The sequence below is a fragment of the Bradyrhizobium sp. LA2.1 genome (assembly GCF_040547725.1).
Lineage (GTDB): Bacteria > Pseudomonadota > Alphaproteobacteria > Rhizobiales > Xanthobacteraceae > Bradyrhizobium > Bradyrhizobium barranii.
Window position 1 is genome coordinate 110140 of the sequence record NZ_JBEPQI010000004.1, and the last position, 15879, is coordinate 126018.

17 protein-coding genes are annotated in these 15879 nt (G+C 64.4%); 10 read left to right on the forward strand and 7 right to left on the reverse strand.

The features are described 5' to 3' along the window. The first annotated feature begins 11 nt into the window (after positions 1-11). The gene (locus ABIB95_RS08400) at positions 12-821 is read left to right on the forward strand and encodes a DNA adenine methylase (protein WP_354238684.1); all 810 of its coding nucleotides are present in this window, start codon (positions 12-14) and stop codon (positions 819-821) included. Between the two features lie 622 nt (positions 822-1443). Here the strand turns inward: ABIB95_RS08400 and ABIB95_RS08405 are convergent. Continuing rightward, positions 1444-3060 carry a bifunctional AfsR/SARP family transcriptional regulator/alpha/beta hydrolase gene (locus ABIB95_RS08405; RefSeq protein ID WP_354238686.1) on the reverse strand — a complete coding sequence of 539 codons (1617 nt, stop codon included), beginning with the start codon at positions 3058-3060 and terminating at the stop codon, positions 1444-1446. A 152-nt stretch (positions 3061-3212) separates the two neighbouring features. Between ABIB95_RS08405 and ABIB95_RS08410 the strand changes: the two genes are divergently transcribed. The 3 genes from ABIB95_RS08410 to ABIB95_RS08420 all read left to right on the forward strand — a co-directional run bounded on the left by ABIB95_RS08410 (position 3213) and on the right by ABIB95_RS08420 (position 4732). Then, a complete protein-coding gene (locus tag ABIB95_RS08410) occupies positions 3213-3476 on the forward strand; it encodes a DUF1127 domain-containing protein (protein ID WP_354238688.1) in 264 nt (87 codons plus the stop codon). A gap of 110 nt (positions 3477-3586) precedes the next feature. Further along, entirely contained in the window at positions 3587-4309 is a 723-nt protein-coding gene (mddA, locus tag ABIB95_RS08415; RefSeq protein ID WP_155795587.1) for a methanethiol S-methyltransferase, read from the forward strand. Between the two features lie 21 nt (positions 4310-4330). Further along, positions 4331-4732: a nuclear transport factor 2 family protein gene (locus tag ABIB95_RS08420; protein ID WP_038944930.1), complete on the forward strand. Its 402-nt coding sequence runs from the start codon at positions 4331-4333 to the stop codon at positions 4730-4732. 69 nt (positions 4733-4801) lie between these two features. Here the strand turns inward: ABIB95_RS08420 and ABIB95_RS08425 are convergent, their stop codons facing one another. Continuing rightward, on the reverse strand, positions 4802-5650 hold the full coding sequence (locus tag ABIB95_RS08425) for a LysR family transcriptional regulator (RefSeq protein ID WP_354239090.1): 849 nt from the start codon (positions 5648-5650) through the stop codon (positions 4802-4804). Positions 5651-5754: 104 nt separating this feature from the next. Between ABIB95_RS08425 and ABIB95_RS08430 the strand changes: the two genes are divergently transcribed. After that, positions 5755-6747 carry a zinc-dependent alcohol dehydrogenase family protein gene (locus ABIB95_RS08430; protein ID WP_354238690.1) on the forward strand — a complete coding sequence of 331 codons (993 nt, stop codon included), beginning with the start codon at positions 5755-5757 and terminating at the stop codon, positions 6745-6747. A gap of 44 nt (positions 6748-6791) precedes the next feature. Here ABIB95_RS08430 and ABIB95_RS08435 read toward each other — a convergent pair whose 3' ends face one another. Both ABIB95_RS08435 and ABIB95_RS08440 read right to left on the reverse strand, forming a co-directional pair. Beyond that, positions 6792-6983 carry a hypothetical protein gene (locus ABIB95_RS08435; protein ID WP_028150253.1) on the reverse strand — a complete coding sequence of 64 codons (192 nt, stop codon included), beginning with the start codon at positions 6981-6983 and terminating at the stop codon, positions 6792-6794. A gap of 327 nt (positions 6984-7310) precedes the next feature. Continuing rightward, positions 7311-8294, reverse strand: coding sequence for an aldo/keto reductase (locus tag ABIB95_RS08440; protein ID WP_354238692.1), 984 nt, complete (start codon positions 8292-8294; stop codon positions 7311-7313). A gap of 103 nt (positions 8295-8397) precedes the next feature. Between ABIB95_RS08440 and ABIB95_RS08445 the strand changes: the two genes are divergently transcribed. Further along, positions 8398-9291 (forward strand): LysR family transcriptional regulator, encoded by an 894-nt coding sequence (locus ABIB95_RS08445; RefSeq protein WP_354238694.1) that lies wholly within the window; start codon positions 8398-8400, stop codon positions 9289-9291. Positions 9292-9566: 275 nt separating this feature from the next. Here ABIB95_RS08445 and ABIB95_RS08450 read toward each other — a convergent pair whose 3' ends face one another. Next, positions 9567-10640, reverse strand: a complete 1074-nt coding sequence (locus ABIB95_RS08450; RefSeq protein WP_354238696.1) for an RgsD C-terminal domain-containing protein — start codon at positions 10638-10640, stop codon at positions 9567-9569. A 244-nt stretch (positions 10641-10884) separates the two neighbouring features. Between ABIB95_RS08450 and ABIB95_RS08455 the strand changes: the two genes are divergently transcribed. Continuing rightward, positions 10885-11928: a patatin-like phospholipase family protein gene (locus ABIB95_RS08455; protein ID WP_063982500.1), complete on the forward strand. Its 1044-nt coding sequence runs from the start codon at positions 10885-10887 to the stop codon at positions 11926-11928. A 19-nt stretch (positions 11929-11947) separates the two neighbouring features. Here ABIB95_RS08455 and ABIB95_RS08460 read toward each other — a convergent pair whose 3' ends face one another. Together ABIB95_RS08460 and ABIB95_RS08465 are read right to left on the reverse strand one after the other, a co-directional pair. Beyond that, positions 11948-12376: a CBS domain-containing protein gene (locus ABIB95_RS08460; protein WP_135216657.1), complete on the reverse strand. Its 429-nt coding sequence runs from the start codon at positions 12374-12376 to the stop codon at positions 11948-11950. 190 nt (positions 12377-12566) lie between these two features. Then, the gene (locus tag ABIB95_RS08465) at positions 12567-13373 is read right to left on the reverse strand and encodes a rhomboid family intramembrane serine protease (RefSeq protein WP_014494322.1); all 807 of its coding nucleotides are present in this window, start codon (positions 13371-13373) and stop codon (positions 12567-12569) included. 466 nt (positions 13374-13839) lie between these two features. On the opposite strand from ABIB95_RS08465, the gene ABIB95_RS08470 reads away from it, so the two are divergent. From ABIB95_RS08470 to ABIB95_RS08480, 3 genes are all read left to right on the forward strand, one after another. Beyond that, entirely contained in the window at positions 13840-14394 is a 555-nt protein-coding gene (locus ABIB95_RS08470) for a PAS domain-containing protein (RefSeq protein WP_041958462.1), read from the forward strand. Positions 14395-14458: 64 nt separating this feature from the next. Continuing rightward, positions 14459-14887 (forward strand): cupin domain-containing protein, encoded by a 429-nt coding sequence (locus ABIB95_RS08475; protein WP_028150261.1) that lies wholly within the window; start codon positions 14459-14461, stop codon positions 14885-14887. Positions 14888-15033: 146 nt separating this feature from the next. Continuing rightward, on the forward strand, positions 15034-15825 hold the full coding sequence (locus ABIB95_RS08480) for a Crp/Fnr family transcriptional regulator (RefSeq protein ID WP_354238699.1): 792 nt from the start codon (positions 15034-15036) through the stop codon (positions 15823-15825). Positions 15826-15879 lie beyond the last annotated feature (54 nt).

Here is a 15879-nt window from a genome sequence, read left to right on the forward strand (position 1 = left end):
GATTCGAAGAGATGAGTTCAAGGGTTGTCTACAAGCCGGTGAAGCCGGCCGCGGGCTATATCGGCGGCAAGAAGCAGCTTGCGAAAACGATCGTCGCGAGCATCGAGCGGATTCCGCACGAGACCTATGCCGAGCCCTTCGTGGGCATGGGTGGCGTTTTCCTGCGCCGGCGGCGGCCGGCGAAGGGCGAGATCATCAACGACCGCTCCGGCGACGTGGCGACCTTCTTTCGCATCCTGCAACGCCACTACAATCCGTTTATGGACATGCTGAAGTGGCAGATCACTGGGCGGGCCGAGTTCGAGCGGCTGAAGGCGTCCGACCCGGCAACGCTCACCGACCTGGAGCGAGCCGCGCGCTTCCTCTATCTCCAGCGCACGACCTTCGGCGGCAAGGTCGCGGGCCGGACCTTCGGCGTCGCTCCGCTAGGGGCGCGCTTCAACGCGGCGAAGCTCGCACCGATGCTGGACGAACTGCACGAGCGGCTTGCCGGCGTCACGATCGAGTGCTTGCCATGGGCCGAGTTCATCAGCCGATACGACCGGCCGGACACGCTGTTTTTTCTCGACCCGCCGTATTTCGGCGGCGAGAAGGACTACGGCGCCGGCCTGTTCGCGCGGTCCGAATACGCCCAGATGGCGGATGTTTTAAGGGGCCTGAAAGGCCGCTTCATCATGTCGATCAACGACGTCCCGGAGATCCGGAAGACGTTCGCCGGCTTCCGGCTGCGGCCGGTGCAACTGACCTATTCGATTGCCCGCAGCAACAAGGCGCACCAGGCGCGGGAGCTGATCATCACCGCCCGGAATCGGAGGCGCTGAAGCGCACCTCCGGATTTCTAGGTTCCGATTCCAAGTTCGGCCGCGGTCGCCGTCGCCGCGTTTGCCGGAAGCTGTTGAATTGCAATGGCTTCAGCGTATTCCGGCCGAACTTGGAATCGTCGGTCACGCAGGCCCGTTTTGATTCCGAGTTCGCCGGCAGACTCGGGGATTTTGTGCCGTTTTGCTCACCGCGCCGCCGTGGGGTGACATTCGAACTTGCGCGCGGTCTGTGCCGCCAACGAGCGCCAAGGGCCGCCCAAGCCCTTGCATTCCAATCACTTCCCGCCGTTTCCCGGTTAATCCCGGCTGATCCCGGGAGGTGTCATATGAAACTGCGCGTCACATTTGGCCGTACGTGGATCACACCGGTCGTGCGTGCGACGTGCTTCGCTCACGGCTGCCCGCCCTGCGATCACCTTCGCACCAGTGTGGCCCACGTCCACCGCCGCCCGGCCCGCGTTCGTGACGATCGCGATACGCCCCTCTTCCTTGGGCCGAAGTGAGGCAACACATACGCCGTTTCCGAATTCTTATAAAGCGAATTATTTTCGTTGAAGGCGATTGACAGCGTTCTGCCCTGAGTTCGGTGTTTTGCCCGTCGGGCAAAACTCGATAAGCACAATCACCGACAGCGATCGGGCGCGAGAAACCTTCTTACACTGTCCAGAAATACCGACCAGGCCGGCTCGGTCCCCAGCAAGATATGATTGGGACTCTCGAGCGGAACGAATGTTGCGCCTTTAATCCGAGCAGCGAGTTCCTGCCCCTCCGTGAACTTTACGCTCGCGTCGGCACGAGCGTGCAACACCAGGGTCGGCGTTCGTACATCCTGCAGCAGATGCCGCACATCGATTTCGCCGAAGATATTCGTAAGCTTGAAGGCGTTCTGCGGCGACGTCGTAATCCGCTGCAGATCGTTGAACCACTGCGCCTGCTCGGCATTTGCTTCAGGAATGAAGAGGGACGTGAATATCTGGCGAAACACCGGACTTTCTTGCCCCCACCCCTCGAGGACCAGAGTTGTCAATGCCTCCCGGCGGGCCACGTTTGACGGGTCCTGATGGCGCCAACCCTTTGCGTATCCGCCATAAAGAACGAGATGACTGACACGCTCCGGGTGCTTCACGGCGTAGGCTATCGAGATCGCGCAGCCCTGAGAAATGCCAAGCAGGGGAAAACGTTCGAGCCCCGCCGCATCGACGACCGTCTCGAGATCACGCACGAAAGCGTCGAAGGAGATGTCGAAGACATCCCAGTCCGACAAGCCCGTACCGCGTTCGTCGTAGCGCAGGAACGTGTTGTCGCGGCTCAACGCCTCGATCCAGTGCTGCCAGACCGGGCTCGCAAAGTCGAATTCCAGATGATTGAGCCAATTGGCGGCTTTCACCAGCGGCGGCCCGGCGCCGACCGACGCATAGGCGATGCGCACCCCGTCGCGCGCGGTGCAGGTTCGAACGTTCTGCTTGAGCTGCCTCGGCGAAGCCGCCGGCTCAGCGGCGGCCACATCCCCGGGCGGCACCCGATGCTGCGACCGATGTCGCAGGAGTTGCTGGTAAAGCGCCCTCGTCTCCTGATCCGGCTCGACGTTGAGCTCTTTGCGCAGGATCGCCTCGCAGCGCTTGTATTGCCGCAACGCCAACGCGGTCTGCCCCTGCTCGGAGTAGAGCCGCATCAAGGCGCAATCCACCTCTTCCTGCAACGGATCGATCGCCAACAAACGGAGCGCCAACGCGATCGCCTCCTCCCGTGCGCCGATAAGCTGTAATTCCCGCAGCAGCGTATGGAAGGCAGAGGTGGCGACGGCGCGCAATCGGGACCGCTCGCCCAATAACCACTCGTCGAAAAGATCGGACCGCGCGTTCAGTCCCTCGAGAAAGGGGCCGCGATACAACTCCGCTGCACGTTTCAAATTGGCGATGGACGGATCGGATACTGCATCCTTGAATTCGACGACGTCGGTCGTGACGGCGCCGATATCGAAGCCAAGCAGGTCGTGATCGGCGGACAGCGGCAGCTCGGCGCAATCATGTCGCAGCATGCTGATGCATTGGCGCAAGCTTTGTCGCGCCGCGTCCTCGTGACTGTCGGGCCAGAGCAACGCCGCAAGCCGCTCACGAACATGGACGACCCCAGGGTTCATGGCCAGAAATGCCACGAGGGCCTGCGCCTTCTTGTTGCGCAAGGTGACCGGCCCGCCCCGGTCCATGGAAAACGAACCCAGCAAGGTCAACCGCGGCATTCCCACCCTCTCGGCATCAAATGGCGCAATTCTAGCAGCCTCGACCGCGTTTTTGACGGTTTTTTCACGCCTGCCCTGACGAGCCGCTCACCGCCGTCCTCTAGAAAGGAGACAACGCGCTACCCGGCGCACATTTGAAAAGGCACAAACACGTGACCCTGATTTCCCTATCCACATCAAGCCTCGCGGCGCCCTTCGGGCGCCGAGGCATTCCGCTGCTTCTCGCGAGGTTCCGGCGCCTGCTGAACGGTTGGATCGCCGCCGCCATTGCCCATCACGAGCGCCGGGCGGCGCTCGCTGCCCTGCGCCCGCTGGACGACCGGGCGTTGAAGGATGTGGGTCTCTATCGCGGCCCGTTCGATGACCTCATCGAACGCGCTGCACAGTCTCGATGGAGCCGCTTCTGGCAGGCGTGAGACGACCACATCAGTTCAATTCGATCCTCGCCAAAGACCAGGAGAAGATGATGTCTATCACGATTCAAAACGGGCCAGGTACAGCACCCACTCGCCCCTTCGCGCTGGCGATGAAGTCCGCGGCCCTCGTCTACGGGACCAGTGCCTATTTGATCTTTCTGGGCACGTTCCTCTATGCCATCGGCTTCGTCACGCAATATATCGTGCCCAAGACCATCGACACCGGCGCGCCGACCTCGCTAACCAACGCGCTCGCCATCAATCTGCTGTTGCTATCGACCTTCGCGGTTCAGCATAGCGGCATGGCGCGGCAGGGGTTCAAGCGGCTGTTCGCGCGCTTCGCTTCGCCGGTCATCGAGCGCTCCAGCTACGTGCTGCTGGCAAGCCTGACGCTCTTGCTGCTGTTCTGGCAATGGCAACCGATTCCGACGGTCATCTGGAACATCGAGTCTCCCGCCTTGGCCGGGCTCGTGATTGCGGGCGAGTTCCTGGGCTGGCTGATTGTGCTCTACAGCACATTCCTCATCAGCCATTTCGAACTGTTCGGCTTGACACAGGTTATCAGCCATTTCGCCGGCCGGCTCACCGCGCCCGTCAAGTTCAAGACGCCGGGCCTGTATCGCCTCATCCGCCACCCGATCTATCTGGGGTTCATCATCGCCTTCTGGTCGACACCGGTGATGACGCTCGGACACCTGATGTTCGCATCAGTGACAACGGCCTATATCTTCGTCGGCATCTGGCTCGAGGAGCGCGATCTGGTGGCGCTCTTCGGCGACGAGTACCGAAAGTATCGGAAGCGCGTCGCGATGCTGTTGCCGGGCCTTTTCTGAACAGATTGGAAAGGCACCATCGTGACCGGACAGGATTTGATCGATCGTGCAAAAGCCTTCGTCGCGGCAGTCGCCGCGGCGAAGCCCCGCCAGACCGTCGAGGCCTTTTATGCCGATGATATCGTGCAGGAGGAATTTCCAAACCTTCTCCTGCCGCAGGGCGCAGTGCGCGATTTCATCAACTTGCGAGCGTCTTACGACAGATCCCGTTACATCCTTGCCTCGCAATCGTTCGAAATCGTCAACGCCCTTGCGTCAGGCAATTGCGTGGTGATGGAGACGATCTGGACTGCAACACTGGCGGTCGGCGTCGGCAAGCTTGCTCCCGGCGACACTATGCGCGCCCGTTTTGCGCAGTTCTTCGAATTCCGTGACGGGCTGATCTTCAGGATTCGCAACTACGATTGTTTCGAGCGAATCTAGTCCGTAGGGTGAGTTACGCCTGTCGACTGCGCTTCGCACGGCCGAAAGGCTAATCCACCCTGCAGGCCGTCATGCCAACCGTTCGATCACCAGATCGAGCAGCGCGCGCAGGCGCGCCAGGCGCCGGAGATCGCGGTGATAGCCGACATAGGTGTCGCGGCCGGGCGGCGTGGCGCCGATGTCGAGCGCGACGAGACGGCGGTCGCGGTCGCCGAGGGGGCGTGGCAGCACGGCAAACCCGCCGCCGCCGGCACACAGCTCCGCCTGCGCCTGGCGGTTGTTGCTGCGCGAGGCGATCTCCGCATTCGGCAGCGCGCGCTTCAACCAGATCGCATCTGGCATGTCGGCGAATTCGGCATTCATGGTGACGACACGGGCGCCGCTTCCGTCGCCGGCGCGCGGCGGCTTGCTGCCCTTCCTGCCATACAGCGCGTAGGGAATGTGGAGCAGCTTTCTCGAGATTACCTCGGGCTCGCTAAACGGCTTGATGCGGAAGACGAGATCGGCCTCGCGCCGCGGCAGGCTATAGAGGCGCGCATCGGTCAGGAGCTCGACGATCACCTTGGGATGGCGCTTGCCGAAGGCGGCGATCACCGGCGACAGCATCACCGTGCCGAACCAGTCCGACGACGACAGGCGCAGCATGCCGTCGAGCTGCGTCTCCGCACCCGAGGCGTGGCGCTGAAGCGCGAGCGCCTCCTCCTCGATCCGCTCGGTGTGGCGCAGCACGGCGGCGCCCTCGTCGGTCAGCACAAAACCATCGGCGGTGCGCTGGAACAGCGTTTGTCCCAGCGCGGTTTCGAGCGCGCGAAGCCGCCGCCCCATCGTCGGCTGGGTCTGGCCGATCTTGCGCGCGGCAGCCCCGAGCGTGCCTTCGCGCGCAATCGCCAGGAAGATGCGCAGATCGCTCCAGTCCATCGAAATGACCTCATACAGAAATGCACGATCATCGTACATCCTTGTTCATTTCCATGCAAAAATTCATGGGGCATATTGGAGGCCAACAACGGAGCAAGACGATCATGACGAGACAATCGACGATGCGGGCGGCGATCCTGGAGACCCACAACGCGCCGCTGCGCCTCTCAACAATCTCCACGCCCGAGGCCGGGCCGCGCGAGGTGCTGGTGCGGGTGCGCGCGAGCGGGGTCAATCCGCTCGACACAAAGATCCATGCCGGTGCGGCGGCGCATGCGCGTCATCCGCTGCCCGCCATTCTCGGAATCGATCTCGCCGGCGTGGTCGAGCAGACCGGGCGCGACGTGACGCGGTACAAGCCGGGCGACGAGGTCTATGCCATGACCGGCGGCGTCGGCGGCGTGCCGGGATCGCTCGCCGAGTTCGCCGCGGTCGATGCCGACCTGCTGGCGCCCAAGCCCGCCAATCTCAGCATGCGCGAAGCGGCCGCCCTGCCGCTGATCTTCATCACGGCCTGGGAAGGCCTGATCGATCGCGCGGCGCTGATGGCCGGCCAGAAGGTTTTGATTCATGGCGGTGCCGGCGGCGTCGGCCATGTCGCGATCCAGATCGCGCGCGCCATCGGAGCAGACGTGTTCGCGACCGGCTCGGCAGCGCAGCGCGCCACCATCGAAGGCTTTGGCGCTGTGTTCATCGACCGCGGCACTGCGATCGAAGCTTACGTTGCAGAGCATACCGGCGGCCGCGGCTTCGACATCGTCTACGACACCGTCGGCGGCAAGGTGCTCGATGCCTCCTTCGAAGCCGTGCGCCGTTTTGGCCATGTGGTGAGCGCGCTGGGCTGGGGTACGCACGCGCTTGCACCGCTGTCGTTCCGCGCCGCCAGCTATTCCGGTGTGTTCACGCTGCTGCCGCTGCTATCAGGCGAAGGCCGCGCGCATCACGGTGAGATCATGGCGGAGGCGACGCGCCTGGTTGAAGCCGGCAAGCTCGCGCCGCTGGTCGATGCAAGGCGCTTCACGCTGGAGAGTGTTGGCGATGCCTACGCTCTGATCCGGGATCACGCCGCCAAGGGCAAGCTGGTCGTCGACATCTGAGGTGAGGCTCGTAGCCCGGATGGAGCTGTCTGCTGCTCCCGCCGCTAGTCCTCGCTGGCCGCCGCGGAGCGATTGCGCAGGTAAGCCTGCGACAACAGGAAGAACAGTGCGCGCTCGCCATGATACTTGGCGGACGGCCGGGTGCGCTCGAAGCCATCGGCAAATATCTTGCCGGACTGGCACACCTGCCATCGCCAGCCAAACCGCTTACGCCTGGTGATGATCACTTCAAACATACCGACGGGCTTGGTCCCCTGCTTCTGCCGGTCTCGCAAGGCATGCGCCTGCTCCGGCCTCCCCCGTTAGACGGATGCCCGACATATAGCGCAGCAGGACGGAAAGAGAATAAAATTGATTATCGGAAATCCGTATCTTCCACCGGCTATGACGAAGTCGCGACGCTTGCGGAATAAGCTTGCGCTGGCGGTGTTAATCGATTCCTTCAACGCTGCTTGCAACGCTGCTTGCAACGCTGCTTGGTAGCGCTGGCAAAGGTATTCAAGTCGGAACACAAGACGCGTATGCCCGGTAAGCGAACGCTCACCGGGCATTCACGCCGCAGCTCAGCGGCCGACTCGCGCCTGGAGATGCGCAGGATAACGGTCGCCCTGCACGGCGACCTTGGACAGCACCCCTGCGATAGCAGTGAGATCCGCGTCCGACAGCGTCACCGCAGCCGCGCCGAGATTTTCCTCGAGCCGGTGCAGTTTGGTGGTGCCCGGGATCGGCACGATCCACGGCGTCTGCGCGAGCAGCCAGGCCAACGCGATCTGCGCCGGCGTCGCTTTCTTCATTGCGGCGATCTCGCCAAGCAGATCGACGAGGGTCTGATTGGATTTGCGTGCGCTGGATGAGAAGCGCGGCACGATGTTGCGGAAGTCGCTCGCATCGAACGTCGTGCTCTCGGTGATCGCGCCGGTCAGAAAGCCCTTGCCGAGCGGGCTGAACGGAACGAAGCCGATGCCGAGCTCTTCCAGCGTCGGCAGGATCTCCTGCTCCGGCTCGCGCCACCACAGCGAATACTCGCTTTGCAATGCGGTCACGGGCTGCACCGCATGGGCGCGGCGAATGGTCTGCGCGCCCGCCTCCGACAGGCCGAAATGCAGCACCTTGCCGGCCTGGATCAGGTCCTTGACCGCGCCCGCGGTCTCCTCGACCGGCACGTCGGGATCGACGCGGTGCTGGTAGAACAGATCGATGCGATCGGTCTTGAGCCGCTTCAGCGCAGCCTCCGCCACCGCCTTGACGTTGGCGGGCCGGCTGTCGAGCCCGGCCTCGACCTTGCCGCCCTTGAAACCGAACTTGGTGGCGATCACGACCTTGTCGCGGAATGGCTGAAGCGCCTCGCCGAGCAGCTCCTCGTTGGCAAAGGGCCCATAGGCCTCAGCGGTGTCGAAGAAGGTCACACCGCGCGCGACGGCGGTCCTGATCAGCGCGATCGCCTGCGACGTCTCGGTCGCCGGGCCATAGCCGTAGCTCAGGCCCATGCAGCCGAGGCCGAGGGCCGAGACCTCGAGGCCGCTCTTGCCCAGTTTTCGCATCTGCATCGTCAGCTCTCCCTAGAGTTCATGTTCGGCAGCGAATTTAGGCCACGCGCCGGCCCGCGATTAGATGATAAAAGCGGTATGTACTGATGAGATGGATTCATGAATGAGCCGCACCAACGTCAATGACCTCTTGGCCTTCCTTGCGGTCGCGCGCGAGCGCAGCTTTACCCGTGCGGCAGCCCAGCTCGGTGTGTCGCAGTCGGCGCTCAGCCACACTGTGCGCGGCCTGGAGGAACGGCTCGGCCTGCGGCTGCTCACCCGCACCACCCGCAGCGTCGCGCCAACGGAAGCGGGCGAACGTTTGCTCCGCAATGTCGGGCCGCGCTTTGCGGAGATCGACGCAGAGCTGTCGGCGCTGACCGCGCTCCGCGAGACACCGGCGGGCACCGTCCGCATCACCACCGGCGAGCACGCCGCGCAGACGCTGCTGTGGCCGGCGGTCGCAAAGCTGCTGCCGCGCTACCCCGATATCAAGGTCGAGCTCGTCGTCGACTATGGCCTGACCGATATCGTCGCCGAGCGCTACGACGCCGGCGTACGCCTCGGCGAGCAGGTCGCCAAGGACATGATCGCGGTGCGGATCGGACCGGAGATGCGCATGGCCGTGGTCGGCGCGCCCGCCTATTTCGCCGCGCGGGGCAAGCCGAAGCTGCCGCAGGATCTCACCGAGCATAATTGCATCAACCTCCGCCTGCCGACCTATGGCGGGATCTATGCCTGGGAGTTCGAGAAGCGCGGACGCGCGATGAAGGTGCGGGTCGACGGCCAGCTCGTGTTCAACACCGGCCTGCTCAGGATGAATGCCGTGCTGGCGGGGCTTGGTCTTGCCTATATCCCCGACGATCTCGTTAAGCGCGAGATCGCCGACGGCCGGCTGATCCGCGTGCTCGCCGACTGGTGCGCACCGTTTGCGGGCTATCACCTCTATTATCCGAGCCGTCGGCAGCCGACGCCGGCGTTCGCCGTGCTGGTGGAGGCGCTGCGCTATCGGAAGTGAGGGGGCGCGGCCCTCCTCCTCGTCATTGCGAGCGCAGCGAAGCAATCCAGAATCTTTCCGCGGAGGTACTCTGGATTGCTTCGCTGCGCTCGCAATGACGATGTGGAAACAGCTACGCGTCGAAACTGCGCTCTCGTGCACCGGACGCAGCGCAGCGCTTCTTCAGCGGTGCGCCGCTGAGCCGGGGCCCATCTATCGAGATATGTGCTTGTGGCTTCCTGGGTCACGGCTCTGCGGAGCGGCATTGCATGCCGCACCGCGCCCGGGACACGAGACTAGCGCGCGACGACTTCCACTTCGCCGTCGACGCCGTTGACGACGTTGAAGCCGCGCTCGTAGACCTTGCCCTCGTTCTTGGCGATGGCGCGGTATTCGCCTTCGGAGAGCACGACGCGCGGGAAGGCGCCGATCGATTCCTTGATGACGTCGCCGCCGGGGGTCAGCACCGACCAGGCGGTGTTGGCGAGCGCCTCGCCGCCCCTGTCGCTGACGAGCTTGAGCGTGATCACGGCGGCGCGGTGGGTGATCGTGACGTCGGTGAGCTTGCCGGCCTGGACGCGGATATCCGAGCGCACCACCGAATTGGCGTCGCCATAATTGGAGATGATGTAGTAGGTGCCCTCCGGGATCAGCACGACGTCGCCGGCGGCGACGTTCGGCACCAGCGAGGCGCGCTCGCCGGACTCGAACTGGCTGCCCTTGTAGATCGCGAACGAGATCTGGTTCTGCGGAATGCGGCTGGTGCCGACGCGTCCCTCGATGCGCAGGCCGCCGGCCGGCAGCACGAAGGATTCGCGGTCGGTCTCGGCCTTCAGGCTGACGGTGCGCACCGCGCTGACGAGGCCGAAGGCGACATGCACGACGTAATTGCCCGGCGGCAGCACGATGTTCGGCGTGGCGTTCCGATCCTCGCGGATCAGCTTGAAGGTGCCGTTCTCGTCAGGACGGTCGGCAAACACGCGCCAGACCAGGCCGCTGGTGATTGCGGGTGTGTCCTTGCCGTATTTCGCGGTCAGCGACAGAACGCCCTGGCCGGGCACGGCCGCGTTGAGCGGCGGGGCCGCGGGCACGGTGCTGACCGCAGGCGGGGGCATGCTGGGCGTGTTCGGCTGGAGCAGGGTCGGCGGCAGGCTCGGCGGGCCAGCGCCCGGGCCGGTGGGGGGCGCGAGGCTGACGGCGCCGCCGGGGTCGGGTACCGAGGCGGGCGGCACCGGGGGCGGACGATCGGAGAAAAGCTGCGCCTGGGCAGCATTTTGGCCAAGGATATAGAGGCAGGCAGCAAGGATCAGTGTCGGCAGCAGCGATGTGCTGCGCCGCCATCCGATGATGCCGTCACCCCCGAGAGTCATGCCACCTGCTTTTCACCGAAAACGCGGCAAATTCAAGCCTCAGAATCCCCGGGGAATACGGCCGGATACAGTTCTTTGGAACCCGGTTGACGCCTGCGTGATTAAACGGGAGGCAGCCGCTCCTCGCCACACTCCTGCCCCCTGCTTCCCGAACGGTATAAACCATGCTTTGCCCTCGTTCTGGCGGAGCGGAAGTACGGCGCCTACTCTGCTATGAGGGCTGGCCCGGGGTAGGAGGGTTTCGGTGCTTGATATCTTGAAGGGTCGGGGCGCGAACGGCTCCAATGGAGAGAAGGTCGGTCTTGGCAGCGTGCGACGGCCGGTCATTGGCCTGGCGCTCGGCGGTGGCGCGGCGCGCGGCTTTGCCCATATCGGCATCCTCAGAACCCTCGCCGCCAATGGCATCGTGCCTGACGTCGTGGTCGGCACCTCGATCGGCGCCGTGGTCGGCGGCCTCTATGCGGCCGGCCGGCTCGATACGCTGCAGGAGTGGGGACGCAGCCTGCAAGGGATGCGCAACATCCTCGGCTATCTCGACATCCGACTGAGCGGCTCCGGCCTGATCGGTGGTGAGAAGCTGGCAACCCGGCTCGAGGACGCGGTCGGCCAGACCCTGATCGAGGATCTTCCGATCAAGTTCGCCGCCGTCGCAACCGAGGTCCGTACCGGCCACGAGATCTGGCTGACGCGCGGCCGCGTGGTCGACGCCATGCGCGCCTCCTACGCCCTGCCCGGCATCTTCTCGCCCGTCCTGATCGGTGACCGCTGGCTGGTCGACGGTGCGCTGGTGAATCCGGTGCCGGTCTCGGCCGCCCGCGCGCTCGGCGCCGAAATCGTCATTGCCGCAAATCTTTCCAGCGACATCTTCACCCATTCCACGACGATCTATTCGCATGGTGCGGTGCCCGAGACGGTCCCGCCCGCGGCCGAGGCGACGACGGCGAAGCGGCGCTTCCCGCGATTGTTCTCGCCCGAGAAAACCATGAAGCGCGAGTTCTTCGGCGGCGCCGGACGGCCCGGCATCTCCTCGGTGATGGTCGACGCCTTCAACATCATGCAGGACCGCATTACCCGCGCGCGCCTCGCCGGCGATCCGCCCGATCTCCTGATCACGCCGCGGGTCGGTCATTTCGGCTGGTTCGACTTCCACCGCGGCGAGGATCTGATCGCGCACGGCACGCGCGCCGCCGAGCGCGCGCTGGAGTCGATCCAGGAGGCGATCGAGGTGCTCGCGCCGGCGCCCGCGGGCAGCGCGCCCAAGGCGGGCGAGCCCAAGGCAGACGAGTGAGGCCGACGAGTAAGGCCGCTCAGGCCGTCTTGATATAGTCGCGCAGGGCTTCCTGCTCGGTCTCGTATTCCTGGACGCGGCGCTTGACGATGTCGCCGATCGAGATCAGGCCGACCACCTTGCCACCGTCGACGACCGGCAGATGGCGGAACTTGCCGGTGGTCATCGTCTCCATGAGCTCGGCGACTGTGTCGGTCTCCTTGCAGGTCACGACCTTGCGGGTCATGACCTGAGAGACCGGCTCCTCCAGCGCGCCGGCGCCGCGCTCGCCGATCACGCGCACGATGTCGCGCTCGGACAGGATGCCTTCGAGCCGGCTCTGGTTCATCACCAGCACCGCGCCGATCTTCTTCTCGCCGAGCAGTTTGACCGCGGCAGCCAGCTTGGCGTCGGGCTCGACGCTCATGATCTGGTGGCCCTTGGTGTTGAGAATGGAACGTACCGTCATTGTCGGCCTCCCTGAATCGGATCCGTCCGCATTTCGCGGACCGGACTTGTTCGTCGAGTCTTCAACTAACAGTTTAGGCGCCGGTTGCACGCTGAGGCGCTTCGCGAAGCATCGCCGCTAGCGGCTTGTCGCTTCGGAACATTCTTCTCGGGAATGATGGATGAATTCGGGCGGCGCCGCAAGCGCCGCTTCAAATGCGGTTTGAAATGTCCTGTGATGACGCATCCGCAGCATCGTTTCGCACGCGCGGCACGGGATCGAACAGCGCGAACAGCAGAAGGCCCGCGAAGAAGCCGCCGATATGCGCCTGCCAGGCGACGCTCGTGGTTTCGGAATCGACGCCGATCGCGCCGACGCCGAAGATGATGTTGACGCCGAACCAAACGGCGAGGAAGCCGACCACCCGCCCGTCACGCAGCGCGCGCGACAGCGGCAGTGCCGGAACCCTCGCGGCGGTATCGGCGTCCGATCGGCTGAACGACAGGAAGCTGCCGCGGACAAAGGCAAAGCGGATCGCCGCCGCCATCGCGCCGGACACCGAGGCCGAGGCGCCGATCATCGGCGCCACCGCGTGCTCATGGGTGACGAGATGGGCGAGCGCGCCGGCCGCTGCCGTCACCGCGAGAAACAGGAAGAACCTGATCGCGCCGAAGCGCCGCGCCAGCGCGCTGCCGAACGGCAGCAGCCACAGCACGTTGAAGCCGAGATGGGTCAGATTGGCGTGCAGCAGCGAATAGGTGACGAAGGTCCAGACCTTGGCGCCGGCCCCGCCGGGGATCTGCAGGTTGAGCAGCGAGGAATCGTAACGTTTCGGGATGAAGCCGAAGACGTCGATGGTCCAGTTCTCGAGCTCCGGCGGCAGCAGCACCCGCAGATGGATCACCGCCAAAAGGAGGATATAGGCGGTCAGCGCGACCGGCAGCGTCAGGATCGGCTCGCGCGGAGCTTCCTCGACAACGGCCGGTATCTCCGGCGGAGAATCTTGCGGGGAATCCAAGGCAGCTTCGCTTTCAGGCGCGATCGGAGCGACAGGCTTAACGACAGCCTTGGAGATAGTCGCCTTTGCCGGCCTTGCGCAAGTGCACAAAAGGAAAAGGCAGGGCCCTGGGAAAGCCCTGCCTGTCCGTGTCGGTCTTCCGGTACCCAGAGGAATAAGGTGTATCCCCACCCCTCCCCGCGGCCCGCGACCAAACTGTTTGACGCCCGTGTACAGGCCCCGCCGAGAACCTGGATGAAAGCGGCGAGGCTTGCGACCGCGATCACCATAGCAGCGGCGCGCCGGACGGAAAGCGGATAGTTAATTTAACGTTAACGACGCAAAGACAGCCTCCGGGGGCCCGAAAACGCCTCCACGGCATGGACGCTGCAAATCCCCTCCTGCACAACAACGAAAGGGATCGCGGGTGCACTGAAGCGGGACAGGTTTGTCCCGCGAGCTAGCGCCCCGGGGTAAGCGTTCAGTCATGAAACATCCGTCGAGCCGCGCGTTCTTCGCGTATTGGGACAAGAAGCGCGGCACTGCGCGGGCCCCTGATCGGGCCGATATCGATCCGGCCGCGGTCCGCGGCCTGCTCGGCGATATCTTCGTGCTGTCCTGCGAGCAAAACCTCGGCTTCCCGTTCCGCGTCGCCGGCACGCGCGTCTGCGCGCTCGCGGGGCTCGACCTCAAGGACCAGAGCTTTGCGGCGCTGTTCACCGAGGCCAGCCGCAGCGAGATCGAGGAGATCACCACGATCGTCGCCGACGAGACGTTAGGTGCGATCGCCGGCGTCACCGCCGCGCGCGAGGATGGCAGCAAGGCGCATCTCGAGCTGCTGCTGCTGCCCTTCAACGCCCGCCCCCATACGCCGGTGAGTGTCACCGGCGTGCTCGCACCGTTCAACGACGAATGCGGCGCGTTGTCCGCATTCGCCCTCACCTCCTGGCGCTATCTGCATCAGCCGGAGAAGCTGCTGCCGCGCGCAATCCGCAAATTGCAGATCGCACGCGGGCTGATGGTGTATGAGGGGCTGAGGTAGTTTTCGTTTCGACGAGGGCGAACGCCGCGACCTCGATGCAGCCTCTCACCGGGATGACACAGCCATGTCCGACATCATCAGTTTCGGTACGCTTCAGCTCCGCTTCCTGCACAGCAAGGACGACACCGGCGGCAGCGTCGACATCTTCGAAATGACGCTCCAGCCGAATGCGCGGATGCCGATTCCGCATTATCACGACCGCTGGGACGAAACCATCTACGGGCTGTCCGGCGTATCGACCTGGACGATCGACGGCAAGCAGAACGATCTCGGCCCCGGAGAATCGGTCTTCATCAAGCGCGGCATCGTGCACGGTTTCACCAACCGTTCGACGGGACCGGCAACATGCCTGTGCATCCTGAGCCCCGGGGTGCTGGGCCCGCAATATTTCACGGAGATGGCCGCACTCCTGTCGGCCGGCGCGCCACCCGATCCCGCGAAGATGAAAGAGACGATGCTGCGCTACGGACTAGTGCCCGCGCCGGCAGCGTGAGCCAGGCTCGCGATCCATCATTGGAACCTTACCTGCTGCAGGACGTTTAGCTGTTTGCCGGGCATAGGCCTGCACGGCAACGCGGCTCGGCCGGAGACGATGCGTTTGCTCGCCGCCGGGCCTCCGTCGAGGGACGATTCCCCGTGATGGAGCACGCGACCAGAGTTGGTAATCGCCTGTTAGCTGCATTACCGCCGGCCGACTTCGCGTTGCTTGCACCGTATCTCCGGAAAGTACCGCTCCAGCACGATGCAGTCCTGGTTCGATCGGGCGACCGGGTCGAACACCTTTGTTTCCCGTGCAGCGGCGCGATCGCCCTCATCATGGAGTTGCCGAACGGACAGGCAGCCGCAACCGCCGTGATCGGCAACGACGGCGTCGTCGGCCTCATGACGGCGCTCGGCCCCGTCCGCTCCCCCCTGACGGCGGTTGTCCGCGTGGCCGGGACCGCACTGCAGATCTCGCCCGCGCGATTTCAAGCGACGCTCGAACGCAGTCCCGCCCTCGCAAGCGCGGTTCAGATCGTCACCAGGGCGATGATGACGCAATTCCTGCACGTCGCGGCCTGCAATGCACTGCACTCCGTCGAGGCCCGCCTCGCCCGCTGGCTGCTTCACATTCACGATCGGACGGAGGGCAGTGGTGACGTCCTGCACCTGACGCAAGAGACGTTGTCGGAATTGCTCGGCGTCCGGCGGACCACCGTCACGCACGTCGTGAGCGCACTTCGAACCTCAAGGGCCCTGAAATCCAGTCGGCGCGGCCAACTCGAGATCGACAGGCCGCGACTCGAGGTCGTCGCCTGCGAGTGCTACAAGGTGATGAGCCGCAGGATCGATCGGATCGTTTCGCAGGATGCCGTCAGGCGGCTTCACACCGCGCCCGCGCGGAACGGCTGCCCGCCCCCGGACTTCCCGTTCGCCAAGACCGATTCATAGACCCAGGCCTCTCTGGCGAACCACTCGTGCGTCGCCGCGCACATCCCGCAATAT